The sequence below is a fragment of the Streptomyces sp. NPDC001231 genome (assembly GCF_042896885.1).
Lineage (GTDB): Bacteria > Actinomycetota > Actinomycetes > Streptomycetales > Streptomycetaceae > Streptomyces.
The window spans coordinates 1-24,339 of the sequence record NZ_JBIAXS010000039.1 but is presented as its reverse complement, the minus strand read 5'-3'; the positions used below and the strand labels follow the sequence as shown (position 1 = coordinate 24,339).

The window sequence follows — 24,339 nt, the reverse complement described above, 5'->3', positions numbered from 1 at the left end:
GCGCCGATTGGCGGGTCTCGTCTTCGGTCATCCGAGGGGTCCCTGTGCCGTCCTCTGCCTCCGCCGTATCCGATTCCGGTCGACCTGTTCCGTCAAGCCTGTGGCGGGACGGCGACTTCCGCAGGCTCTGGGTGGGCCAGACGGCCTCCCAACTGGGCGAACACGCGAGTCTGGTGGTTCTGCCGCTCTTCGCCGTCCTGACGCTCAACGCCGGTGCCGGCCAGTTGGGCGCCCTGCGCGCGGTGGGGCAGGCGCCGATCCTGCTGCTGTCGCTCTTCGTCGGCGCGTGGGTGGACAGGTGGCGGACCCGCACGCTGATGGTGCTGACGGACGCCGGCCGGGCCCTGGCGCTGGGCGCCGCCGCCGTGGCCGGCCTCCTCGGTGGGCTCGGCCTGCCCGCGCTGCTCGTGGTTGCCTTCGCCGTCGGGGCTCTGTCCGTGTTCTTCGACGTGGCGTACCAGGCGTCTTTGGTACGGCTGGTGAAACGCGATCAGTTGGTTCGGGCCAACAGCGCGCTCGAGGGCAGTCGGTCCGCGGCCCAGATCGGCGGTCCCGCCCTCGGCGGTGCGTTGGTGTCCGTGTTGTCGGCGCCGATCGCTGCCGCCTCCAGCGCAGTGTTCTTCGCGTTGTCGTTCCTGTCGATCCGACGGATCGGTCGCCGCGAATCCATCCCGGAACGCTCGGAACGTCCTCCTCGGGTCTGGCGGCGGATCCATGAGGGCCTCCGCTTCGTCGCCGGCGACACCTCGCTGCGGACCGTGTGCCTCGCATCAGCCGCCTTCCAGTTCTTCTTCGCGGCGGTGATGACCGTCTATCTGCTGTTCCTGCCACGGGACCTGCACCTGTCGGGCGCCACCGTCGGGCTGGCGCTCGCGGCGACGGGGCCGGGCGCGCTCCTGGGCTCGCTGCTGGCCGCCCGCCTGCCGAGCCGCTTCGGACACGGCGCTGTGCTCGTGTCCGCGGCAGCACTCGGCGACGGCGTGTTCCTGTTTGTGCCTGCGCTGCACGGCTCCTCCGTGGTGACGGTTCCCGCGCTCCTTACGGTCAACTTCGTCTTCGGGACCTTCAGCCAGCTGGTGAATGTCACGGTCATGGCTGTCCGCCAGACCGTCACTCCGGACGGGATGCAAGGCCGCGCGGCCGCGACGATCAACTTTGTCGGCATGGGTCTGACCCCGCTCGGCTCGCTGCTCGGCGGCTTTCTCGCGGAAGTGTGGGGGACGCGCACCAGCCTCCTGGTGACAGCCGCGGGCATGCTGCTGTCGCCGGCACTGATGGCCCTGTCCCCACTCGCCCGCCTGGGACGGACGCTTCCCGCCCCGCCGGAGCCTCCGGTCCCGGCTGCGTGACGGCTTCTGTCGCAGCGGGTCATTCCAGGCTCTACGGGGCGACGTACCGGCAGCCGGCGACGCCGGCTCAGAGGAGGGTGTCGAGGGTGATCGGCAGTTCGCGGAGGCGCTTTCCGGTGGCGTGGTACACGGCGTTGGAGATCGCGGGCGCGATGCCGACCAGGCCGACCTCGCCCACGCCCTTGGTGCCGGTCGCGGTGCCGCGGTCGGGCTCGCCGACGAAGACCACGTCGAGCTCGGGTACGTCGGCGTTCACGGCGACGAGGTAGTCGGCGAACGTACCGTTGGCGACGCGCCCGGTGCGCGGGTCGGTGACGGTGTCCTCGTACAGGGCCATGCCGATGCCGCCGACCGTCCCGCCGATGATCTGGCTCCTGGCCGTCTTCGCGTTGAGGATGCGGCCGCCGTCGATCGCGGAGACCACCCGCGCGACCCGGATGAGGCCGAGGTCGGCGTCGACCCGGACCTCCACGAACTTCGCGCCGTACGCGCCGGCGAGAGACATGCCCAGCTCGGTGGCGACCGGGGGAGTGCTGGTCCCGTTCGCCGTGAGTTCGGACAGCCCGTGCCGGGCGAGGATGTCGACGTACGACTCCCCGCGGTCCGGGCGGCCCGCGAGGTGGACCCGCCCGCCGCTGGACTCCACGTCGTCCGCCGACGCGCCCAGCAGGGGCGAGTCGGCGTCGCCGCGCGCGAGTTCCACGACTGAGCGCACCAGCCGCCGGCAGGCGTCGTGCACGGCGTTGCCCAGCGCACCGGTCAGGCCGGAGCCGCCCGCCATCATCGAGTTCGGCATGTCCGAGTCGCCCAGGTCGAAGCGGACCAGGTCCAGGGGCAGGCCCAGTTCCTCGGCGGCCAGTTGGGTCATCACGGTGTACGTGCCGGTGCCGATGTCGGTCGCCGCACTGCGCACCAGCGCGCTGCCGTCGCTGTTGACGGTGGCCTGCGCCGCGCAGGGCTGCGCGAAGTAGGGGAACAGCGCGCTCGCCATGCCGTAGCCGACGAGCCAGTTCCCGTCACGCATGGAGCGTGGCTCGGGATTGCGGTCGGACCAGCCGAAGCGTCGGGCGCCCACCTCGTAGCACTCCAGGAGCGCCTTGCCGGACCAGGGCAGCGCGTTCCGCGGATCGACGTCCGTATGGTTCCGCAGCCGCAGCTCCAAGGGGTCCATGCGCAGGGTGCAGGCCAGTTCGTCGAGCGCCGACTCCAGCGCGAAGTTTCCCTGCGCCTCGGCCGGGGCGCGCATGGACGTCGGCACGGCGACGTTGATCCGCGCCTGCCGGTCCCGCGTGATCACGTTGGGGCACCGGTAGGCGAAGGCGGTTGCCGAGGCGAAGGGCTCGAAGTCGTCGCCCTCCATGCTCAGGGAGCTGAGGCTGCGGTGGTCGAGGGCGACCAGTTCGCCGTCGCGCGTGGCACCGACACCGAGCCACTGCACGCCGCTGGGGCGGTGCCCGACCGAGGTGAACATCTGCGGTCGCGTCAGGACCAGCTTGACCGGGCGGTTGAGCGCCCGGGCAGCCATGGCGGTCAGGATCACGTGCGGCCACACGCGAAGTCCGGCGCCGAAGCCCCCGCCGACATAAGGCACCAGGACCCGCACGGAACTCTCGGGGATACCGAAGACCATGGCGAGGGTGGTGCGGACCATCGACGGCCACTGGCTGGTGTCGTGGACGGTGAGGGTGTCGCCCTCCCACACGGCGAGGGTGGCGAACAGCCCGAGCGGGTTGTGGGTGTTGTCCGCCGTGGTGTACGTCGCCCGGAGGGTCACCTCCGCGGTCTCCAGCGCCGCGGCGGCGTCGCCGCGCGAGTGGTCCATCCCCCACGGGTCGACGAGTTGCTCGGCCCGGGGGTCCTGGAGGTCCAGCAGCGGCTCCGAGGCCTCGTAGTCGGCCCGCACCAGGCGTGCCGCGGCGGCGGCCTGCTCGGGGGTCTCGGCCACCACGAAGGCGATGTGCTGTCCGTGGTGGAGGACCCGGTCGCTCCGCAGCGGTGCGGGCGTCGGCTCCCCGAGCACCGTCGTCGGTCCCGTCGCGACCTCCGGGGCGTTCTCGTGGGTGAGTACGGAGATCACACCCGGGGAGCTCTCGGCGGCCTCGGTGTGCACGCGGACGATCCGGCCCGCGGCGATGGTGCTCTGCACCACGGCGCCGTAGGCCTGGCCGGGGACGCTGAAGTCCATGGGGTACGGGGCGGTGCCGGTGACCTTGCGCGGGCCGTCGACCCGGTTGATGCCCGCGCCGACCAGCGGCCTGCTCTCGACGGTGCTCATGCGGTCACTCCTGACACTGTCTGCAGCTGGCGCACCAGCGTGCGCCGGGCGAGCGGCACCTTGAACGCCGTACCCGGGACGGTCCAGGCGTCGCGCATCGTGGCCTCGGCCGCCTCCTGGAACGTGGCCCTGGTGGCCGGCGCGTCGGTCAGCACGTGCTCGGCCTCGTAGGCCCGCCAGGGCTTCGACCCCACCCCGCCCAGCCCGACCCGGGCCTGGCGGATCGTGCCGTCGTCCACGACGAGCAGCACCGCGGCCGAGGTGAGGGCGAACTCGTACGACATCCGGTCGCGGACCTTGAGGTAGCCCGACCGGGCGGCCGGCGGCGGCAGCGGGATCTCGACCTCGGTGATCAGCTCGGCGTGCTCCAGGACGTTCTCACGCTCGGGGCTCTCGTCGGCCGTCAGGTAGAACTCCGTCAGCGGGACCGTCCGACGCCTCGACACCCCCTGGATGTGCACGACCGCGTCGAGCGCCACCAAGGCGACGGCGAGGTCGGAGGCGTGCAGCGCGATGCACCGCTCGCTCACGCCGAGTACGGCGTGCATACGCGCCACGCCCTCCACCGCGGCACAGCCGGAGCCCGGCGTGCGCTTGTTGCACTCGACGACCGTCGGGTCTCGGAAGTAGCGGCAGCGGGTGCGCTGCAGCAGGTTGCCCCCGATGGTAGCCATGTTCCGCAGCTGCACCGACGCGCCCAGCAGCAGCGACTCCCGCACCATGGGCAGCCGCTCGATCACCGTGGCGTCGGCGACCAGCTCCTCCATCGTGGCGAGCGCCCCCACGTGGAGGGACTCGCCGCGGCGCTCGATGCCGTGCAGCGGGAGCCGGGTGATGTCGATCAACCGCGGCGGCTCCAGGACCCCGTCCTTCATCAGGTCGAGCTGCGTCGTGCCGCCCGCCAGGCAGGACGCCGCCGGGTCGTCCGCCAGCAGCTGTACCGCCTCCCGGGTGTCGGTGGCCCGTACGTAGTCAAAGCCGCGCATCGGGACCTCCCCCGGACGCCGCCTCGCGAATCGCGGCCACGATGTTGGGATAGGCACCGCAGCGGCACAGGTTTCCGCTCATGAACTCCCGGATCTCCTCGTCGGAGCCGGTCCGGCCCTCGGCCATCAGAGCCACCGCGGACATGATCTGCCCCGGCGTGCAGAAGCCGCACTGGAAGCCGTCGTGCTCCATGAACGCCTGCTGCACCGCATGCGGCCCGTCGGCACCGGAAACGCCCTCGATGGTGGTGATCGCCCGGTCCTCGGCCTGGGCCGCCAGGGTCAGGCAGGACAGCACCCTCCTGCCGTCCAGGTGGACCGTGCACGCGCCGCAGGCACCCTGGTCGCAGCCCTTCTTCGTGCCCACCAGGCCCAGCCGGTCCCGCAGGGCGTCCAGCAAGGTGACCCGGGTGTCCAGGCGCAGGGTGTAGGACCGGCCGTTCACTGTGAGTGTCACGACCCGCTCGGTGACCATGGGACGCTCGTCCACGTCCCGTTTGCTCGCCACGTCCCTCATCGCGTCCTCCTCCGGACGGGTCGGATACGACGCAAGCCCCTCCTGGGGGCGGATCCGGTGAGTTGGTTCGTCAGGCGCCATGAAAGGCGGGATCGACCTTTTGATGTCAATACATCCGCCTTTCCCCTCAATATACGCCGAATGGGCGTTCCGGCACGGGGCCACCGGCTCCGCCACCCTGGCCGCCACCAAGACGGATGTGCCGATGGTCCAGCGAAACGGGGGCTTCTCGAGCCACGCGGTGAAACGGACGCTCGTCACACCGGACCCGGGCCCTGCCGCCGACCCGTGACGGCCGCGCTCATGCCGTTCGTCGGCTTTCCTGCGCCGGCGCTGGTCGCGGACGGTCTACTCCACGACTTGACCCCCGCACCGGCCGAGTTCGCGCCGAGCGGTCCCGCACCGGCAGTCGCCCGACTGACGGCCGGACGCACTGAACGGAGACTCGGCGCGACGTGGCTTCGCGCTCCGGCAGCACACTGCTGGTGCTCAGCCAACTCGGCATACGGGGCATGAAGTTAACCCGCGCGCGAGATCTGGGACGCGCTCGCCTGGAAAGTGGCGGCCGGCCTGAACCGCGTCCTGCAGTTCGTCAGCTGAAAGTCAGCTCACACCGATGGCTTACGCATGCCGTCCCAGGGGTGACCCTGAGCCGCAGCCTACGGCCGGTTTCCAGGACCTGAACGGACGGGTCGCTCTCGACGACGCGACGCACCGGCCGGCTCCAGACGATCTCCACCGGGGCGCCGGAGCGGGGCGGCTCGCTGACGCACAGCGTGGCGCTGCGACCCCGACGGCGCAACAGGACCGCGGCGGGCGCGGAGACGGTGAGCGGGCCCGCCGTGCCGGCCTGCCAGAAGGTGGCGGCGGTCAGTCCGAGGCGGTCGATGGTGACGGCCTGGCAGGTGCTGTCGTTCGCGAGGATCCGCAGCCAGTCGCGCTCGGCCGCGCGCTCGGTCACGGCGCGTCGGGTGGCGCCCGGCATCAGGACGTAGGCGTACGAGCCCGCCACCGGGTCGGTGCCGTGGTCGAGCCACAGGGTCTGCCAGCGGCGGGTGCGGCGCTCGGTGGAGCTGGTGGTGTTGATGTCGGACCAGGCGCCGGTGCGGTCCTCGCGCAGAGTGCGCAGTTCGGCGCCGCCCGGCAGGACCCAGCCTCCGTGCCCTTCGAGGTGGGCCCAGCGGGGCCGCGGCCGGTCGTCGACGGCGAAGGCCTGGGTGCCGCCCTCGCCGAGGTTGCGGTTGTCGACGATCGTCTCGACGGGCACGCCGTCCGTGGCGGTGATTCCGGCCCCGAGGCAGACGATCGCGTCGTCGGCGCAGAACCACGCCTTGCGGGCCTGAAGCGTGGAGCCGAGGCCCTTGACATGCTGACCCAGGGCGGCGAACTTACCGTCGGTGACGCCGCCGACCCACTGCACGGAGGGCCGGGACGCGCCCCACTCGCCGCCCGCCAGGTCGGCAAGTCGCTTGGTGGAGACGGTGGTTCCAGGCAGCCGGTACCAGTCGACGGTCGGCCAGAACCAGTCCGTGTACTGGTCGCTGCGGACACCCGTGGCCCACCAGGTGAGCATCCCGGCGCCGGTGTGCCAGCCGCGCGGGTTCTCGCCGTTTCCGCACTCGTAGTACGCGATCCGCTCGGAGGACATCGAGATGTTCGCGGCGAAGGCTGGTCTGCGGTGGACGGCGCGGTCCATGGCGGCGAAGAGGCGGTGCTCTACGGGCTCCGGAGCCGCCGCGACCACCGAGTCGGCGACCGCGTGCAGCCGGGACAGGTCCGCGACGCCGAACTGCGGTGCGCTGAGGAGCGGGGTGACCGTGTCCCGGGCGATCCAGCCCTTGATGCGCCCGTACCAGCGCTCACGTTCGGCCGCGCTCGCGCCACCCGCGAGCAGCGCCATCGCGGCGATGATGCCCTGCCCGTGGAAGTGGTCGCTGCGCATGATGTGCTGGTCGTCGCTCAGCAGATGACCACGGCTGATGGCACGGCCGTTGACGCTGTCCATGACCAGGCCGTCGAAGATCAGCGGCGCGTAGGCGTGCTCGACGCTGTCGAGGATGATCTGGCGGCCCGGGTCGGTGACCGCCCAGGTCGACCCGGCGAGCAGCGCGAAGAGCCGTCCGAGCCCGTCGAGCATGACCTGTCCGTAGGTGCCCGAGTACGCGATCCAGGTGTGCTGGATGAACGATCCGTCGGTGTACAGCCCGTCGCCCTCGGTGACGTACGGGAAGACCGGCGAGAGCGCGTCGCGGGCGAGGGCGATCTTCTTCGGGGCCCGGCCGAGGATGCCGCGCAGCGCCACGGAGCGGCACAGGTCGACTCGGTTGGCGCCGGTCGAGGTGCCGGTGTAGTCGCCGAGCATGGAGTCGGGGACGAAGTGGTCGACGGCGGCGAAGGCGGCGCCGCGCTGGGTGTCGGTGAGGTGGTCGTACAGCGTGGCCACGATGTCCATCAGGAGGCGCGGGCTGCCGATCTGCCACTCCCACCAGTTGCCGTAGCGGGTGGTCGAGGGGTTGTAGACCGTGGCCGCGAGGTGGTCGAGGCCGCGCAGGACGTCCGCGAGGAGCCCGGCGTCGCCGGTCAGGCCGGTGCCCTGCTGGGCGTAGGCCTGGGTCATGGTCCACAGCCTGCTGTAGCTCTGGGTGATGCCGGCGGGCGGGTTGAAGGCATGGCCGGGCCACAGGGAGTTCGCCGCGGGCGTCATGGTGGCGCGGAAGTCGCGTGCGAGGGCGCCGGTCTCCCGCAGCCGGGATGCGTAGGGCTCGGCGGTCGCGTCGTAGCCGGTACCGAGGGCGATCTCCAGCCAGCGCTGCCGCAGCGTGTCGTACTCGTCGCCCTGAGGTGCGGCGGTCGCCGTACCGGGCATGGTGAGCGAGGGAGCTGTGGCAGCAGCCACGGCTGCGGCGATCAGGAACGTACGGCGGTTTGGAGTCATGAACATGCCCTACCAGCCGACGGAAAGCGCTGTCTATGGGGCGGACGGGAAGGCCTCACCCGCGCGCCCGGACCGCGACCGTGTCCCTGGAGGCCGCCCAGGCCGGGGGGTGCACATCGCCGCGGCCCGGGCGCAGTGGTTCGTCCCGGGAGCTGTGGTCCGCATCCCCTGGGCGCGGACATTCATCCGGCGCTGCTGGGGCAGGCCGCCGTCGAGAAACCTCAGCTCCCCTGAACTCATGGGACTCCACGGCGTCAGGGATCAGTGGAACCGCGGTTGGCGCTGCGATCGATGTCGAGTCACTTCCGTGCTCTCTCAGCCGGCATGGAGGATCCGAAAGCGATCGGGTTCCGCCGGATCTCGATCGACGACTTGGATGGGAGGCCAAGCCCATTGCCACACGCTGATGCCTGGCGTGCGGGAGAAATGAATCTGCCCGCGGGTGCCTTCGACTGCAATACGCGGCCAGGATTCGGCAGTGCGCGCCCGGTCCGTGCCGTGAGAACGCAGCACGTCGGCGAGGACGGCGACCGTGTCGTAGCCCTCGAAGGCGACGAAGGAGGGCGTTTCGGCCAGGCGCTCGCGGAGGGCCGCCTCGACTCGTGCACCGAGTGGGCTGAGGCGTTCGGGCAGGTAGCGCAAGAACGGGATCGCGGTGCTGTCATCGCCCAGCAGCGTCGCCCATTCGGTGAACTCCGGTTGCCCGGCCGGAGCGCCGATCATGATCTCGGCGAGGCGCTGGTCGCGGCGCACGTACTTGACGATCGACACTGCCGGCTCCGGGTGGCCGACGAGCAGAAGGAGGGCTGTCGCGCGATTGTCGACGAGTTCGTCGCACACGGCCGTGGGGGCGAGCGCGCGCAGGTCGAGTTCGATGACGGTGGCGCCACGTGGAGCGAGGTAGTCCCGCAGAATGCGGGTCCCGGATGCCCAGTAGACACTCGACTCGGCTGCTACGGCGATGCGACGGTGGCCCATGGCGAGGAGGAAGTCTGCGTAGACCCGCCAACCGTGGGACTGGGCCGGGGCGAGGCGCGCGACCCATTGCGTTGGCTGTTCGGTGAGGGCGTCGAGAACCGCTGAGGAGCAGAGGAACGGCAGGCCGAGGGCGTCGGCCCTGGCGGCAGCGGCGCGAGCGACGACGCTGTGATATTCCCCCGCCAAGGCGGCCACGCCCAGGCGAGCCAATTCCTCTACGGCCTCCGTGGCCTTCTGTGGATCGGCCGCGGTGTCTCGGACCACCAACTCGAGTGGTCTTCCGATGATCCCGCCGGCGTCATTGATGTCGCGAACGGCCAACTCAAGTCCAGCGAGCAAGTGTTGGCCTGCCTCGACCCAGCCGGGCCGAGTGAGCGGAACAAGAGCGCCGATCCGGACGGATGACCCGTCAGTCCGCTCCGCTCCAGGGGGCGACAGTGGCGATGGCGGCGTATTCATGAGCTGGCGTCTTCCGATTGACGATTCGGGCGATTCGGTTGCAGTGTGCCCGGAGTGCGGAGTGGCAAGGCCCCCCGGTAGTACGCGTTCGTCTCACCTCGTCGTGACGGGCGCACCTGGGGGACCATGCCGCACATTGCATCCACCACCATCGCCGACAGGCAACCGATTATTCGTTCGCTGAGCTGCGGGGCTTCAAGAAACCTTGGCAGGGCGGGCCGTTGGGCGAGCTTGGCCGGCTCGGGGCGACGCCCGCGTCGGTAGGCTGCCGCGTCTGCGGACGCGGGCCGGCAGCGCACAGCAACCGGCGGACGTCGTGCAGAGGCGCCCAAGCGCCGGCCCTATCGCGCTGAAGGGCTGCGTCTGGCGTCGGCGGCCCCCGCACGCACGCGCACACACACGCAGGCACGTCCAATCCGTTCACCAGGGCAGCTTCCTGATATCGCGTCGGGTCGGCGGCCGGGTTCACCGTGAACCCGTGTCACCCGCACGTCGAATTGAACATCCGACGAACAGTCGGAGGCGATCGTCGCCGCCCCCGCCGAAACGCCCGGCGGGTCCGTACTGTCGGCCTCGTGGGATGGCTCGAAATCACCTTCACGGCCGCCGGCCTGGTGCTTGGCGCCGTCTCCATCGTTACGCCGTTCATCGCCGACCGGCGGGCCCGGCGCAGCAGACGCATCGGCTTCCGCAAGCAGATGGACATCGCGATAGGTCACAACGGCCAGGTCGGCGGGGTGGACCCGCGCCTCGGCCTCTTCAACGACCTGCCCACGATGCGCGATGCCACCCTCGTGCTGCTGCGCATCGAGAACGACGGGTCGCGGCACGTCGAGGAATCCGACTACATCGACCCGTCGGCGCAGTACGGGCTCAGCGCCGAGTTCCCGGGGCGGCGCATCCAGGCGCAGGACGTCACACTGCCCGATGAACACGCCAATCTGATGGGCTACTTCGAGAACCAGCCCGGCCTGTTCGTCGCGGGCCCGTGCACACTGCGCATCCCGCGCGTCCCGCTGAAGCCGGGTGCCTACTACAAGATCCTGGTGCTCCTGACGGGTGGCCAGGAGGGTGCTCCGGTCGTCGTCACCGGCGACATCAAGGACGGCACGCTCCACGAGAACCACAGTCTGACGCCCGATGAGAAGCCACCGGTGTTCAGCAAGCAGGCTCGCTGGACCACCGTCGTCCTCGGCCTCGCGCTGATCGCGGCGGCCACCCTGCCGCTCGTTGTGCCAGGCCCGCTGCCCGACGACTGCGAGACGGGCAGCCTCAGACTGACCGGTTCGACGGCGTTCGCGCCGGTGATGAACGAGCTGGCACAGAAGTACCGGGACCACTGCGGCGGAAAGCCGGACATCACGGTGGCCACCCACGGCAGCCGTACCGGAGTGCGCGAACTTGCCCTGTCCGGGGGCCGGCGCCAGCAGGGTGCGCCGGTGATCGCCTTCTCGGACGGTCCGCGCCCGGCGAGCTACACCCGGCTCAGCGAGAGCCGCGTCGCGGTCTCCCTGTTCACGCTGGTCGTGCACGACGACGTGCGCCTGACGAACCTGTCCGTGGCCGATGCGCGCCGCATGTACCGGGGCGAGATCCGCAACTGGTCGCAGCTCGACGGCCCCGACCTGCCCGTCGTCCTGGTCAGCCGTACCTCTGGCTCCGGCACCCGCTCCGCCCTGATCAGCCGCGTTCTCGGCGGCACGGACGAACCACCCGCGTCGTCGGACGACTGCGTCAACCGCACGGTCCGCAGCACGCCCGTGCTGCGCTGCGAGCTCGACTCGACGGAGCAGGTCCTCGACACCGTGGCCCGCACTCCGGGCGCGATCGGTTACAGCGAACTGCGCGCCGCCTCCCCTCCGGAACGACCGAAGGGGCTGCACCGCCTCGATCTGGACGGGCACGCCCCCGACCTGGACCGCCTCGAGTCGAGCGGCTACCCCTACCGCGAAATCGAGTACGCCTACACCTACGGCCGTCCCCCCGCCGATTCGTTGGTCTCCAGCTTCCTCGCGTACGCCGTCGACAACGGAACCGGCAAGGGCGTGGTCGCCACCCACGGGCATCTCCCATGCGGAACACCCGTGGGACTGCGGGTCTGCGGCGCGGCCGACTGAACCTCGCGCAAGCCGCGCAGCTGACTGCGCCGGCGACAGAACTCCGGCTGCCTGGGCGGACACCGCCGGGTGGTCGAGCGCACGCTGTCCGGGCTGAGGGGGGACCTGACGGGTCCGAATCCCGTGGATCGCGGCAAGAAAGGTTCAAAGATCCCCTTGGTCACCGAGCGGACCGGTCTGCCGCTCTCCATCGGGATCTCCGCCGCCAACACCCATGACGGCCAGGGCCGGGTGCCGCCGCCTGCACCGTCGCTATGAACGCAAAGCGGAACACTTTCTGGCCTTCGCTGGGATCGCCGCGGCGCTCATGTGCTTCCGGCACCTCTCGCGGCAGGCATGAGGCAGCGGCTCTGCCGCTACGGGACGTTCCAGGCGGCAATGAACGGCTGCCCGTCCTCGATGCCCAGGAAGCTGAGAGTGCCTGGATGCGGATGGCCGAGCAGCCGGCTTGCGGAGGCGTCGAGGCCGAGCCAGCGCACCGTGAGAACGCGCGCCAGATGACCATGCGCGACGACGGCGACATCGCCCTCGTCCAGCAGCGGCCGTATCCGGTCCAGCACCGCGTCCGTGCGCGCGGCCACCTGCTGGAGCTGCTCGCCGGGATGGTCGTCGCCGCCGGGAATGACGCCGTCCCGCCACAGGTCCCAACCCGGCCTCATCTCCTGGATCCGCGCCGCGGTCAGGCCCTCGTAGCCGCCGTAGTCCCACTCCATCAGGTCGGGATCGGGCCGGACGCCGGCCAGGCCCGCCAGTTCGGCCGTCCGCATGGCGCGGCTCAGCGGGCTGCTGAACACCGCCACCAGATGGCGTCGGGCCAGCCGCGGAGCGAGCGCCTTGGCCGCGGCCTCACCCGCATCAGTCAGTGGAATGTCGGTACGGCCGGCGTGCTGGCCCGACAGGCTCCACTCGGTCTGGCCATGCCTGATCACTATCAGTTCACCCATGGCCGCGCACGATATCTGACCATGCGACACGGCCGACCACTCCTCGCCTTCGCCGCCACCGCCCGCACTCTCATTTGCGACGGCTGACTCACCAACTGAGATGACCTCCAAGCGGGTCTGGTGAAGTTTGGTGCTGGTCCTCGGACGCCGGTGCCGATCGCCTCGATGCCGGCACGGGTGCGGCGGGCAGAGCCTCTGGCCATGCCGAGCTGCGAGATCACACCGATAGGTACGGTCCGGAACAACCGGACGGACGTCCAGCACGCGGACAACTGGGGTGCCGTCCGCAGCACGATCACCATCGACGAGCGCTTCGGCGAGGCCTGCCTCCAGGGTCTGGAGGGCTTCTCCCACGTGGAGGCCGACGGTGGATGGTGGATCGCGCGTGCCGTGGTTGAACGTGATCCAGAGCGCAATTGAGGCAGGGACGACGACTACGACTGCCTGATGCTTGAGTTGGTGCTCAGTGTCATCGTGCTCGGCGAACCGGCGTCTGACCTCCGTTCGAAGCTGGTGGAGTTGACGCGCCGGAAGTCGGGCTCTGCCAATGCACCCGCTGGGCTCGTTCAGCACGGCGCGTTGGGGCTGCGCTCACATTCCTAGCTGACTGTTCCGAGCAACGATCACGGAGGGGGAATGGCTCTGCGAGGAGGCGTTTCTGCGGATTTCGTTGTTCGGTAGCCGACTCTTCGATGAGATCAGAAGACATCTAGACGGCTATGTGTGATATCGCTACCTTCGGCGGTATGGTCTCGAAACCCCTCCCGCCCCGACTCCCCGTTACCGATCGCACCCGGCATCGGCGCCTACGTGAACAGGCCAGCCTGGAGCGGACCGATCTGGAGGCGGTTCTCGACGCCGGGTTCGTCTGTCACCTGGGGGTGGTGATCGAAGGGCGGCCACTTGTCCTGCCCACGGTGTACGGGCGGGACGAGCAGTGGCTGTATCTGCACGGGTCCGTAGCCAGTCGCAGTCTGACCGGTGATCTCCCCGTCTGCGTCACCGTCACACACGTCGACGGGCTGGTGCTCGCCCGGTCCGTCTTCGAGCATGGTGTGAACTACCGCAGCGCCGTGATCCACGGCGACGCTCGCAAGGTTACCGACCCCGAGGAAAAACTTGCGGGGCTGCGCCGGCTCACCGAGCACTCGGCTCCTGGCCAGTGGTCTTACGCCCGCCGCCCGAACCGCAAAGAACTCGCCGCCACCACCCTGCTCGCCCTCTCCCTGGAAGAAGCCTCAGTCAAGATCCGTACCGGCGCACCCGAGGACGGTGACGGGCCCGACGCGGGACTCGGGCTGTGGGCCGGGATCCTGCCCCTGACTTCCGTATGGGGCGAGCCCGTCCCCGATCCAGCACTGCCTACCGGCACCCCCATACCAGGGCACATCGCATGCCGGGAGGGAACCCGGCACGGCTGAGTGGTTATCCCGACGTTCGGGAGGGTGGGACTCAGGGGTAATGAGCCTCATCCGCTCCTTCACTGTGGAGTTGTGGCCGGCCGTTCGTGCCCTGGCACCCGCCGGGGCGGCCGAGCGCGCACTCCCGCCCTGGCCCACCGGCGAAGGCGGCCAGGCACCCAGCTCTGCGATCTGAGTGGCAACGACACCGCCACAGGGGAAGGCCGCCACACCAGCCACCGGCTCCCTCGTGGCCGGCCTCGGGGCGGCCCCCTCGCCGAGACGACCGCACTGACCGCCGCTCTGTACCAGCACCGCCAGGAGGCAGACCATGCTCACCACCGTCGGCCAGTTCAACGCCACCACCGACAAGGCCGCCAACCTCGAGGCCGCCGCAGCCCTGATCGGTCAGGCGGCCGCTCAGGGATCGCAGCTCGTCGTACTGCCCGAGAACGCCATGTACTTCAACCCCGACCCTGAGGCGGACATCGTCCAGCACGCCGAGCAGGTCGACGGCCCGTTCGTCACCGCGATCGGCACGTTGGCCAGGCGGCACGGCATCGCCGTCGTGGCGGGCATGACCGAGACGCCGGCAGTCCAGGGCGAACGGCCCAGCAACACCGTCCTCGCGGTGGACCAGAAGGGCGATCCGCTCGGGGTGTACCGCAAGGTCCATCTCTACGACGCCTTCGGGTACCGCGAGTCGGACCACGTCCAGGCCCATACGCCCTCGCCGTTGCTCTTCACCCTGGAGGGAGTCACCTTCGGCGTCATGACCTGCTACGACCTCCGGTTCCCGGAGATGGCCCGGTTCCTGATCGACGCGGGTGCCACGGCCCTGGTCGTCCCCGCCGCCTGGGTGGTCGGCCCGGCCAAGGAGGACCACTGGACCACGCTGGTCCGCGCCCGGGCGATCGAGAACACCGCCTACGTCCTTGCCTGCGGTCAGACCGGCCCCATCTGCACCGGCCACAGCCTCATCGTGGACCCGATGGGCCATGTGGCGGCATCGGCGGGCGAGGCTCCCGGGGTGGCGTCCGCCGTCGTCGACGCGGCGCGCGTGGAGGCCGTCCGCGCCGAGAACCCGAGCCTGGCGAACCGGAGGTTCCGGGTCGACTTCGTCTGAGGGGCCGGCCGGACCGGGTCCAGCCGGCAGCCCGTAGCCCGTGGCCGGTACTCACTCGGCCGACGCGCCGGAGGAGGCGAAACCGGGAGCTGGGTCCTAGCGTTCGGAGAGTGCCCCGCGCTGACAGGACACAGGGCTCGGGTGGCCCCGCACTCTGCGCCCTGGGGAGGGGTCGCCCTAGCACGACGCGGATCATCCATCCGCTGGCTCACGCCGCCGTTTCGGTTCGATGACGGGGCGGGACCGGCTTGGTGAGGGGTCATACGTTGAAGCGATCCAGGCCGGTCCGGTGCGGCGGTCAGCCGGCCGGGCGGCGACGGGTGCGCAGCGCCAGTACCAGGCAAACCGTGGTCGCGGCGATGGCGAGTGCGGCGGGCAACCGTGCCCATGAGGTGCCCGCGACCGGCGCCTGGGCGGCGAGCAGGACCACCGCGGTCGCGGCGGCGGCCGCCAGTGCGGGTGTCGCCTGCGGCTGGCCGGGCGGGGCGGTGACACCGGCTGTCCATGCGTCGGTGACGAGCAGGTAGGCGAGTAGCAGGGCGGCGATGCAGACGACCAGCCAGACCGCGGGGCCGGTGGCCGCCGCGACCGCGATCGCCGCGGCCGGAAGCAGGGTCGTCCTGCGACGGGCCGCGACGGTCCGCCAGCGCATGGAGGTCAGGACGGGGCGCGCGTCGACCATCGGAGCGGCCCACCACGCGGCTGCCGCCGCCACGAGCACCAGCACCCTGACCAGCGGCGGTGCGTGCAGGGCGGCCGGCGGGTCGCAGGCGGCGACGGCGAGGGCCGTTCCGAGCAGTCGGTCGGTGATACGGGAGGTGAGCCGTTCGATGAGCCGGGCGGCTCGGCTGCCGGCGGGGCGCGGGCCTGGCCGGGCGAACCGGACGGAGGCGGGGGTCATCGGGTCCCTCCGTGGATGCGGGTGCGCAGCAGCGGTGCAAGGGCGAGGTCGAGGGTCTCGCCGGGCCGGTGGGCGACGAGCGCGATGCCGCGTTCCACGAGGGCGAAGCGCATGGCGTCGCGGTCGGCCCGCCACAGCCGCAGCGCGAGTTCGCCCTCGGAGTCGCCGGGTTCCACGACCGGGTCGCCGGTGGGGATCTCGACCACGACCAACGGGTTGGCCCGCCCGCGCACCTGGTGCAGGATGTCGAAAATCCGCTGCTCGGTCAGCGGCGTGATGACGTACACCAGCGCTCCTTCGGGCAATGCGGGCGGTGGGAGCAGACTGAGGCCCTCCGTGCGGAACGCGAGGTCTTTGCGGACCTCCAGCACGCTTTCGATGATGCGGTAGAAGTACCCATGGCCGCTGCCCGGTTGCAGCCAGTGGGTCACGCCACCGACCGACACGACGCCGACCCGGTCGTGGGTGCGCAGGTAGGCGCGGACCAGCCCGGCAGCGGCCCGGAAGGTCTCGTCGAGGGAGGACGCGCCGGTGACCGGGTCGACCACGTCGGTGAGCACGTCCAGCAGTACCACGGTGTCGGCGGTGCGCTCCGCGGCGAACTGGTGGACCTGCAGGGTGCCACGGCGGGTGGTGGCCGGCCAGTGGATCCGGCGCTGCCGTTCGCCGCGCACATACGGGTGCACGCCGGTGACCTCGACGCCCTCGCCGCGCTGCACGGCGGTGTGCTCTCCGAGCCGTTCCGGCAGCCGGACCGGGATGGGTGTGAGTCCGGCGTGTTCGGGCACTGGGAAGACGGCGATCTCGCCGAGTTCGGCCCGCACGGTGCGGCGGGCCAGCCCGCCGCGGTCGTAGACGTCGACGTCGACTGTGCCGAGCGTCCAGCGGCCCCAGCGCTGCGCGGTCAGGACGAGCTCGACGCGGTGCGGGCCGACCGCGAGGTGGTCGAGCCGGACCCCGTGACCGAGGGTGACGCCGGGGTCCAGGCGGCCGGTCTCACCGTCGTAGGCCACCGCGATCCGCACCGACACCTGCTCGCCCTCGAAGCACCGCCGCGGCTCCACCTCGACCTCGATCGTCACAGCGTCCGGGCGCGGCCCGCTCGGCAGGGCGAGGGCGAGCAGCACCAGGGGCGCGGTGGCGAGAGCAAGTACCCAGGGCCGCCCGGTGATCAGCGCGGCGGTCAGCGCGAAAACGGCCAACGTGCCCAGCCGCAGCGCGCGTTCACCGGTGCGCCAGCCGGGCGGGGGTGGTGGCGAGGGTTCGGCGGTCACGTCCTGGGGGCCGTTCAGGGCCCGTTGGGCGGCGGCGGACGCTCTGCGGGCCGGCATCGGCTCCGTCATGACACGACCGGCGCGCGAGGCAGGGTCTGCGGGGCGGGCACGGACTGCATGACCTCGCGGATCACGTCGTCGCCGTCGATCTGCCGGACCCACAGCTCCGGCTTGAGGGTGACGCGGTGCGCGAGGGCCGGCACCGCCACGGACTTGACGTCCTCCGGGGTCACGTAGTCCCGCAGGTCCAGGACGGCACGGGCACGGGCGAGCTGCACCAGGGCCAGGCCACCGCGCGGAGAGGCACCGACCTGGATGTGCGGGTGGGCCCGGGTGGCGCCGACCAGCGCGACGACGTAATCCAGCAGGTCGTCGTCCACCTCGACGCGTTCGACGGCGGCCCGCATGGCCAGCACCTCGCCCGGCCCGCTGAGCGTGCGCAGCACAGCCTCGGGCACCGCCCGATCGACACGCGCGCGCAGCATGCCGGCCTCCTGGGACGCCGTCAGATAGCCCATCCGCACCCGCAGCAGGAACCGGTCGAGCTGAGCCTCGGGCAGGGTGTACGTGCCCTCGTACTCGATGGGATTGGCGGTGGCGACGACCACGAAGGGCTCCGGCAGCGGCCGGGTGCTTCCGTCGATGGACACCTGGGACTCGGCCATCGCCTCCAGCAGCGCGGCCTGGGTCTTGGGCGGGGTGCGGTTGATCTCGTCGGCGAGCAGCAGGTGGGTGAAGACCGGTCCGGGACGGAAGACCATGTCGGCGTTCCGCTGGTCGTAGAACGGAGCGCCGGTGACGTCGGAGGGCAGCAGGTCGGGGGTGAACTGGATGCGGCAGAAGTCCAGGCCGAGGGTGGTGGCGAAGGAGCGGGCCAGCAGCGTCTTCCCGAGTCCCGGCAGGTCCTCGATGAGGACGTGGCCGCCGGCGAGGATACCGAGCATCACCAGCGCCAGCGGTTCCGCCTTGCCGACCACGGCCGTGCGGATCTCGTCGAGCACGGCCGCGGCCCGTTCGCCCGCCTGCCGAGGGGTCAGGATGTCTTGGTCCGGGGTGGGCTGCGGGCTGGTCACGGTCGGATCCTCACGGGGCGGGGTCGGGGTGCGCGGACTGGTCACGATCGGATCCTCACGGGGCGGGGTCGGGGTGCGCGGGCTGCGGGGTCGGCCGCAGCGCCACCGGTCACAGGGCTTCCAGGCGGTCGAGCAGGGAGCGCAGGACGGGCTCGGGGAGAGTGGGCTGCGGAGCGGTCACCTCGGGATCGATCCACGGCCACAGCTCGGCGCCGACCAGGGCCCGGGCCCGCTGGGGGTGCCGGTACATCGCCACGCCGTGCCGTTGGGCCAGCCGGGCGGCGAACAGCCGCTGCAACTGCGGCCGCATGACGGTGCGGAGGTGCACTTCGCTGTCGTCCGCGAGGGTGTTGGCCACGATGCGCCGCCACCCGCCGAGCGCCGGGACCCGCCTGCCCAGCAGGCGCACCGGCTTGCGGTGTCCGTTGTCCTGGGCGGCACCGCCCGCGGCATAGCGCCCCAGGGCCAGCGCAACAGCGGTGATGAGGGCGAGGCCGGTGGCGGCTGCGGCGACACCGTCGGCCAGGGCGAGCAGCACTTCGGCCGCGACGGCGAGGGTGACGAGTACGGCCAGCGAGTGCCGTATGGAACCGGGCGCTCCCAGCACGGAGTTGACGAAGGTCCGGATCCGTGTGAGCGCCTTCACGTGGCACCCGCCTCCGCTTCGGGCCCACGCGCCCGCGAGCGCAGGCCGTGAGCGATCTCGGCGAGCGCGGCCGCGGCCCGGTCGCGGTGGCCGCCGTCCATCGGGTGCGTGGAGTAACGGGCCTCGCGGAACAAGGTGGTGAGCTCGACGGCGGCCGCTCTCGCGGGCAGGCCGCCGGCGACGGCCCGTTCCAGTAGGTCCTGCGGGCTGTCCGAGGCACGCCGGGCCACGCCGGAGTCGGCGAGCGACTCCTCCATGGCGACATAGCAGGCGATGACGGCTGCGCGGGTGTCGGTTCCGTCCAGCAGGGCGCGGCGCCCGGAGTCCACGGCCTGGGCCAGGCGTTCCTGCTCGTCGTCGAGCGTCGCGTACGTCGCCGGGACCTCGGTAGCCGGCGGCCGGGTCAGATACCGCCACAGGTACACCCCGGCGAGCACGAGGGCCACGGCGAGCAGGGCGATGCCGAGACCGAACAGGATGCGCGTCAGCCCGAAGTGCATGCTGTGGCCACTGTGCTCGGCAGGCAGTGTGGGTGGCGGGGTGCTCGCCGGGTCCTGCCGCGCAGGGGGAAGCCGGACGGGCCCGTGGCCGTCCCCGTGGCTGCCGCCGGACGGACCGAACTGGTGCAGGACCAGGATGAGCAGCGGGAGGACCAGCGGTGCGGCCAGCAGGACGCGGCCCACGCCGTCCATCAACCGCTCCTCCACCGGGTTGAGTTTCTGGCAGGCGCTGACCTGCTCCAGGTGCTTCCCGCGCAGTGCGATGCCGCCGAGGAGTGACAGCAGGGCGATGCCGAGCACGAGGACGGGGTTGCCGCCGAGCGGCCCGCGGCCCTTGACGAACAGACCCGTGCCGGGGTGCAGCAGCAGTGCTCCTAGGGCGGTTAAGCCCACGACCAGTACCGTCAACGCGGCCTGCGCGGCCCCGATCGTGCCGTGCCGCTGTCGCCCGTCCGCCGTACGCACCCGCCCCACGCCACACCCCTCCGTCGCGACCGGCAGCTTCGCACACCGGTCGCCGGCGTGCCAGCAGGGGTTCACCGGTGGGGCGGAACGGGGCGGGGCATCCAGCGACCGGCGTACCGTCCGACACGTCGCGTTGTGCGTGCCCTGCAGCCCGTGCTGCGACATCCCGGCGTCGTCGTCCCGGTTTTGACAGCGCATGTCGGGGCTATGAGCAGCATGCCGACTTGGCGGTGTTCGTTGTTCATGAGCAACGTCGCGCCCTACACGGGACTGGGGCGGCTGCTGCTGGACGCGAGCCATCAGGTTGCCGTGGCCGCTCACCCGTCAGGAGGGACGCAACGAAGGCGTTGGCCCTTTCCTCACAGCGTCGCCGTCCTGGCCCTCGGCCGTACGCGTCGGCTCCACGACCCGCCCTTGACCGCCGGGCGGCAGCCCAGCCCTTCGACTCCGGCTTCCAGTCCTGGACGAGAAGCTCGAGCAGCACCTCGTCCAGGAACTCACTCATCACCCAGGCCGAGGAGCGCGGCACGCCCTCGCGGAGGAAGCCGTTGCGCTCGGCGGAGCGCAGCATCGCGGTGTTGTCCGACAGCGCCTCGGCCTGCAGCCGCTGCAGGCCGCGCACGACGAAACCGTAGTTGCACAACACCGCGACCACGTCGGTGCCGTAACCCTTGCCGCGGGAGGACGGCAGCAGCCCCAGCCCGATGTGCGCGGACCGGTTGTGGTTGTCGATGCCCCACAGCTCCGCGGTGCCGACCAGCGTGCAGCCCTCCAACTCCACCACGGAGAACTGGACACGCCCCTCCTCCTTGTCGTCCACCACGAGCCGCGGATCCTTCGAGCCGGGCGTGATCGGCCGCCACGGCCCGCCTTTGGCCTGCGAGGAGTTGACCACGTCGTCGTAGAGCTCGGCCTGCAGGATCGGGACGTCCTCCTCGTGCCGGACCCTGAGCCCGACCTTGCCGCCTCTCAGCATGCGAGCTTCCTATCCGACCGGGTCGGCCGGCGACAAACCAATAGGCGGTCGTCTCAGCTGGTGTAGCGGCGCTCAGATCAGAGGCGGTATCCGTACACGCCGCCGATCCCGGCCTGTGCGGAAACCGGGTCGCTCCTGGGGCAGTGGCTCCACGACCCGTTCGGTGACTTCGCTTCTGTTCATGTCACTCGCCCCGCCTTCCGGGGGTTGCTTGCCGTCAGGCCGAACGAAGTTGACTGACGGTCTGCTCGGTCGACCACACGGCGCTGGCCAGGAAACGGAAGTTGATGAGGGCGGCCAGATATCCGTCACCTTCGGGCAGCCGGGGCCCGGCGGTGGCGTCACGGACGACGACGACCTCGAATCCCTGCTCGACCAGCTCCCGGAGGTGCCCTTCGGTGCACAGGTTGGCCGCCATGCCGGCCAGGATCACCTGCGAGATGCCGCGTTTGCGCAGCTGGAGGACGAGGTCATTCGACTCCGGCCCCACGATCTTGTGCGGGGAGGCGATGACCGTTCCCCCGTCCAGGATGTACTCCTTGTACTCCGGCAGGAAGTCGGCGCCGGAATCGGTGAAGCCGTCGAGGGTGAGCGGACCGGTGCGGCTGAACATGCCGACGCTGTGCATGAACTGCTCTATCGGGTCGCCGAACTTCCACTGCTGGTCGGTGGGGTAGAAGTAGTGCGGTGACACGGCAACCGTGATGCCCGCCTCCTTCGCGGTGGCGAGAAGCCGGCCGATGTGGCCGACGGTGCCGTTCTCGGTGATGCTGTCTCCGAAGACGGACCAGGTAGCGCCCTTCGGGCTCAGGAAGTCGATCTGCGGGTCGGTGATGACCAGTGCCGCACGTGCGGGGTCGAGTGTGAACCCACTTCCGGGGAGTGCGGGGTTGGCGGGCTCGGCGTAGATGCTGCTGTCGGACATGAGTGGGACCGCTCCTCACGAGGGGGGTGGCTGACGACTGGCTAATAATAAGTGACCGGTCGTCTTTTTATTGGGATCAGAGTACCGCCTCCTCAGCTGGAGCAACAGTCGTCTGTTACTTCACCGAGGCAGTCGACGTTCCAAGGAGGCGCGGAATGGCCACAGTTGCGAACCTCTCGTACGCATCGCGTCGCTGCCTGATGCGTCCTTGCATGACAGCCCCCTCCCACGACTCGACGATCGCGAACGCGAGTTCCTCCGGTGACGGGTCACCCGGGATGTCGCCGCTCAGCTGGGCCTCTCGGAGGCATGCGGCGATCAAGCCGGTCCACCGGTCCATGATGTGGTCCAGCTTCTCCCTGACCTCTGCGCTGTGGTCGGCCAGCTCGAGAGACATGTTGCCGACGAGGCACCCCAGCGCGAAGTTGCGCTGCGCGTTGTGGTCCGTCATGGCCAGGAAGAAGGCGGTGACGCGTTCGACGGGCGGCCGGGATGCGTCTCGCAGATTGAAGCCGAAGTCACGGTCGATGGATGCCCAGTAGTGTTCGAGCACTGCGACCGCGAAGTCTTCCTTGCTGGCGAAGTAGCTGTAGAACGACCCTTTGGGCACACCGGCGCTGTCGGTGATCTCTTTGATGCCACACCCGTTGAAGCCGTTTGTGTGCATGAGCTCGAGCCCCGCGGCAAGGAGGCGTTCACGGACGAGCGGATTGGCTGGTCGTGGCATCCTTCGATAATAGCCGAACGGTCAACTATCGTCGTGTTCGCGCAGGGACTGCTCAGCGGCAGGTGACGCGGGCGCGGGCCCAGGAGTTGTTGGCGTAGCCCTTGGGGTTCCACAGATGGGCCGGGGACTCGGGCATGACCGCGCCGGTGCAGTCCCATGCCCGTGCGATCACCTGTGTCTCGCCGACGGGCAGGTCAAGGGTGATGCGCCAGAGCTGCCAGGTCCAGGGGCTGTCCGGCCGGTCCAGCTCGGCCTGACGCCAGCTGAGTCCTTCGTCGAGGGAGACGTCGACGCGGGCGACGGAGCGGTCGTCGCCGGCCAGGGCGTAGCCGGTGATCTCGGTCGGCCCGGGCGATAGGTTCGCGCCGTCGTCGGGGCTCAGGATGTCGCAGTTCAACGCGATGGGGCCGAGGGAGATGCCGTCGCCGGGTCCGGCCTGGTCGGGGTCGGCCTCGGCGGGCAGGATGCGGTAGGCGGTGGCCTGGAAGTAGTTGTCGGACGGCTGGGTCTGAGCGGTGACGCCGGTGAGCCATTTGACGCTGCGGGCGCCGATCCAGCCTGGCACCACCGCACGCAGCGGGCCGCCGTGGACGGGGGGTAGCGGCCGGCCGTTCATGGCCCAGGCCAGCAGTACTTCCGGACCCTGAGCCTTGGTGGTCGGGATGGAGCCGCCGTAGGGCTGGGGCGGGTAGGCCAGCTGCGAGACGTCCGGGGCGGCGAAGGCGATGTGCGTGGCCTGTGCCCGCAGGCCCGCTGCGGCCAGCACGTCGGCCAGCCGTACTCCGCTCCAGCGGGCGGTGGACGTGGCGCCGGGCCCCCACGGGTCCTCGCCGGGGATGTCCCGCACCGCGGCCAGGCCCGCTCGCCGGTTTCCGGCGCACTGCAGCGTGGCCACGACCTCCACCTCGTCAAACCGTGCCCGCAGGTCCTTCAAGGACAATTCCAGCCCCCGCGCGACCAGGCCGCCCACCCGCAGCCGCCATACCGCCGGGTCGCATTCGGGGATCGGGCCGTGGTTGCGGCTGTAGAAGGTGTCGACCGGCGTCTCTCGCCGCCCAGCCAGCGCCGCTCGAAGGGGTTCGGCATTGAACGGCTCTCGCTCGTGCACCACCATGTCGTCCCGTTTGCCCCAAAGGCCCATGCTCAGCCGAGTACCCGCCACCGGCAGCCGAACCTCACACGCAGCGCGTCGCAGCCGTCTCCCACGGCGGCGCCGGCCTACGAACCAGCCCACGAACCACAGACGGCCGAGTACGACGAGCCCAGCTCCAGGTGCACGTCCACCCGCGACCGCCTCGCCGGTCGGCCACCAGCCGACCTGTCCTGATCCGGCGAGGTCGTCGTTGGTCGATCAGTGCGTCGGCCGGTGCCTGCATGGCGGCGGTGAGCATGGCGGCCGCGTCGACGAGGCGACTGGTGGACGCAAGCGATTCTCGTCGACGGCTTACCGGGACTCTTGCAGAAAGCCCCGGCGTTCACGCCGGGGATGAACGCATCTCAAGGCTGCTCTGACGTGCACTTTAGAGTGGACGTTGTTGCTGCTCGATGTACTGGCGGACGATCGCCAACGGTGCTCCGCCGCATGATGCGGAGAAATACGAGGGTGACCACAGATGCCCGTGCATGATGGCGCGGTTGATATGGCTGGTGAACTCCTGCCGTATCCGGCGGGCGGAGACGCCCTTGAGGCTGTTGACCAGTTTCGAGACGGTGACCTTAGGCGGGTAGTGCACCAACAGGTGGACGTGATCACGTTCGCCGTTGAA

Annotated in this window: 20 protein-coding genes and 2 pseudogenes; 6 read left to right on the top strand and 16 right to left on the bottom strand. The window is 70.5% G+C overall.

Features of this window, described 5'->3' with window-relative positions; all coding sequences use genetic code 11:
* The first annotated feature begins 44 nt into the window (after positions 1-44).
* Positions 45-1,349 carry an MFS transporter gene (locus ACFY3J_RS33870; RefSeq protein WP_384186680.1) on the top strand — a complete coding sequence of 435 codons (1,305 nt, stop codon included), beginning with the start codon at positions 45-47 and terminating at the stop codon, positions 1,347-1,349.
* Positions 1,350-1,416: 67 nt separating this feature from the next.
* Here ACFY3J_RS33870 and ACFY3J_RS33865 read toward each other — a convergent pair whose 3' ends face one another.
* The 5 genes from ACFY3J_RS33865 to ACFY3J_RS33845 all read right to left on the bottom strand — a co-directional run bounded on the left by ACFY3J_RS33865 (position 1,417) and on the right by ACFY3J_RS33845 (position 9,499).
* Positions 1,417-3,624 (bottom strand): xanthine dehydrogenase family protein molybdopterin-binding subunit, encoded by a 2,208-nt coding sequence (locus ACFY3J_RS33865; RefSeq protein ID WP_384186677.1) that lies wholly within the window; start codon positions 3,622-3,624, stop codon positions 1,417-1,419.
* Positions 3,621-4,610, bottom strand: a complete 990-nt coding sequence (locus ACFY3J_RS33860; protein WP_384186674.1) for an FAD binding domain-containing protein — start codon at positions 4,608-4,610, stop codon at positions 3,621-3,623. The genes ACFY3J_RS33865 and ACFY3J_RS33860 overlap by 4 nt, the downstream gene beginning before the upstream one ends.
* Positions 4,597-5,127, bottom strand: coding sequence for a (2Fe-2S)-binding protein (locus ACFY3J_RS33855; protein ID WP_384186672.1), 531 nt, complete (start codon positions 5,125-5,127; stop codon positions 4,597-4,599). Before ACFY3J_RS33855 ends, ACFY3J_RS33860 begins: the two co-directional genes overlap by 14 nt.
* Before the next feature lie 592 nt (positions 5,128-5,719).
* The gene (locus ACFY3J_RS33850) at positions 5,720-8,068 is read right to left on the bottom strand and encodes a polysaccharide lyase 8 family protein (RefSeq protein WP_390842429.1); all 2,349 of its coding nucleotides are present in this window, start codon (positions 8,066-8,068) and stop codon (positions 5,720-5,722) included.
* Positions 8,069-8,377: 309 nt separating this feature from the next.
* The gene (locus tag ACFY3J_RS33845; protein ID WP_384186666.1) at positions 8,378-9,499 is read right to left on the bottom strand and encodes an ABC transporter substrate-binding protein; all 1,122 of its coding nucleotides are present in this window, start codon (positions 9,497-9,499) and stop codon (positions 8,378-8,380) included.
* A gap of 575 nt (positions 9,500-10,074) precedes the next feature.
* Between ACFY3J_RS33845 and ACFY3J_RS33840 the strand changes: the two genes are divergently transcribed.
* Positions 10,075-11,616, top strand: coding sequence for a PstS family phosphate ABC transporter substrate-binding protein (locus ACFY3J_RS33840; protein WP_384186663.1), 1,542 nt, complete (start codon positions 10,075-10,077; stop codon positions 11,614-11,616).
* A gap of 99 nt (positions 11,617-11,715) precedes the next feature.
* Positions 11,716-11,835, top strand: a pseudogene (locus ACFY3J_RS33835) (IS5/IS1182 family transposase); the annotation flags it as partial.
* 137 nt (positions 11,836-11,972) lie between these two features.
* On the opposite strand, the gene ACFY3J_RS33830 reads toward ACFY3J_RS33835, so the two are convergent.
* Entirely contained in the window at positions 11,973-12,560 is a 588-nt protein-coding gene (locus ACFY3J_RS33830; RefSeq protein ID WP_384186660.1) for a histidine phosphatase family protein, read from the bottom strand.
* A gap of 201 nt (positions 12,561-12,761) precedes the next feature.
* Between ACFY3J_RS33830 and ACFY3J_RS33825 the strand changes: the two genes are divergently transcribed.
* The 3 genes from ACFY3J_RS33825 to ACFY3J_RS33815 all read left to right on the top strand — a co-directional run bounded on the left by ACFY3J_RS33825 (position 12,762) and on the right by ACFY3J_RS33815 (position 15,086).
* Positions 12,762-12,980 (top strand): hypothetical protein, encoded by a 219-nt coding sequence (locus ACFY3J_RS33825; protein ID WP_390842428.1) that lies wholly within the window; start codon positions 12,762-12,764, stop codon positions 12,978-12,980.
* A 326-nt stretch (positions 12,981-13,306) separates the two neighbouring features.
* Positions 13,307-13,981, top strand: coding sequence for a pyridoxamine 5'-phosphate oxidase family protein (locus tag ACFY3J_RS33820; RefSeq protein ID WP_384187798.1), 675 nt, complete (start codon positions 13,307-13,309; stop codon positions 13,979-13,981).
* Between the two features lie 310 nt (positions 13,982-14,291).
* Entirely contained in the window at positions 14,292-15,086 is a 795-nt protein-coding gene (locus ACFY3J_RS33815; RefSeq protein WP_384187795.1) for a carbon-nitrogen hydrolase family protein, read from the top strand.
* 298 nt (positions 15,087-15,384) lie between these two features.
* Here the strand turns inward: ACFY3J_RS33815 and ACFY3J_RS33810 are convergent, their stop codons facing one another.
* From ACFY3J_RS33810 to tnpA, 10 genes and pseudogenes are all read right to left on the bottom strand, one after another.
* Complete coding sequence (locus tag ACFY3J_RS33810; protein ID WP_384187793.1) at positions 15,385-15,987, bottom strand: hypothetical protein; 603 nt, start codon at positions 15,985-15,987, stop codon at positions 15,385-15,387.
* Positions 15,984-17,330: a DUF58 domain-containing protein gene (locus ACFY3J_RS33805; RefSeq protein ID WP_390842427.1), complete on the bottom strand. Its 1,347-nt coding sequence runs from the start codon at positions 17,328-17,330 to the stop codon at positions 15,984-15,986. Before ACFY3J_RS33805 ends, ACFY3J_RS33810 begins: the two co-directional genes overlap by 4 nt.
* The gene (locus ACFY3J_RS33800) at positions 17,327-18,334 is read right to left on the bottom strand and encodes an AAA family ATPase (protein ID WP_384187803.1); all 1,008 of its coding nucleotides are present in this window, start codon (positions 18,332-18,334) and stop codon (positions 17,327-17,329) included. The genes ACFY3J_RS33805 and ACFY3J_RS33800 overlap by 4 nt, the downstream gene beginning before the upstream one ends.
* A gap of 109 nt (positions 18,335-18,443) precedes the next feature.
* A complete protein-coding gene (locus tag ACFY3J_RS33795; protein ID WP_390842426.1) occupies positions 18,444-18,980 on the bottom strand; it encodes a hypothetical protein in 537 nt (178 codons plus the stop codon).
* Positions 18,977-19,954 carry a DUF4129 domain-containing protein gene (locus tag ACFY3J_RS33790; RefSeq protein WP_390842425.1) on the bottom strand — a complete coding sequence of 326 codons (978 nt, stop codon included), beginning with the start codon at positions 19,952-19,954 and terminating at the stop codon, positions 18,977-18,979. Before ACFY3J_RS33790 ends, ACFY3J_RS33795 begins: the two co-directional genes overlap by 4 nt.
* A 427-nt stretch (positions 19,955-20,381) precedes the next feature.
* Positions 20,382-20,921: pseudogene (locus ACFY3J_RS33785) on the bottom strand (GNAT family N-acetyltransferase); the annotation flags it as partial.
* 217 nt (positions 20,922-21,138) lie between these two features.
* Positions 21,139-21,846, bottom strand: a complete 708-nt coding sequence (locus tag ACFY3J_RS33780; protein ID WP_390842424.1) for a cysteine hydrolase — start codon at positions 21,844-21,846, stop codon at positions 21,139-21,141.
* A 115-nt stretch (positions 21,847-21,961) separates the two neighbouring features.
* Complete coding sequence (locus ACFY3J_RS33775; RefSeq protein WP_390842423.1) at positions 21,962-22,573, bottom strand: TetR/AcrR family transcriptional regulator; 612 nt, start codon at positions 22,571-22,573, stop codon at positions 21,962-21,964.
* A 52-nt stretch (positions 22,574-22,625) separates the two neighbouring features.
* The gene (locus ACFY3J_RS33770; protein WP_384187776.1) at positions 22,626-23,714 is read right to left on the bottom strand and encodes a sulfite oxidase; all 1,089 of its coding nucleotides are present in this window, start codon (positions 23,712-23,714) and stop codon (positions 22,626-22,628) included.
* A gap of 379 nt (positions 23,715-24,093) precedes the next feature.
* The coding region (gene tnpA / locus ACFY3J_RS33765) for an IS200/IS605 family transposase (protein WP_390842422.1) at positions 24,094-24,339 on the bottom strand (246 nt) is incomplete at its 5' end.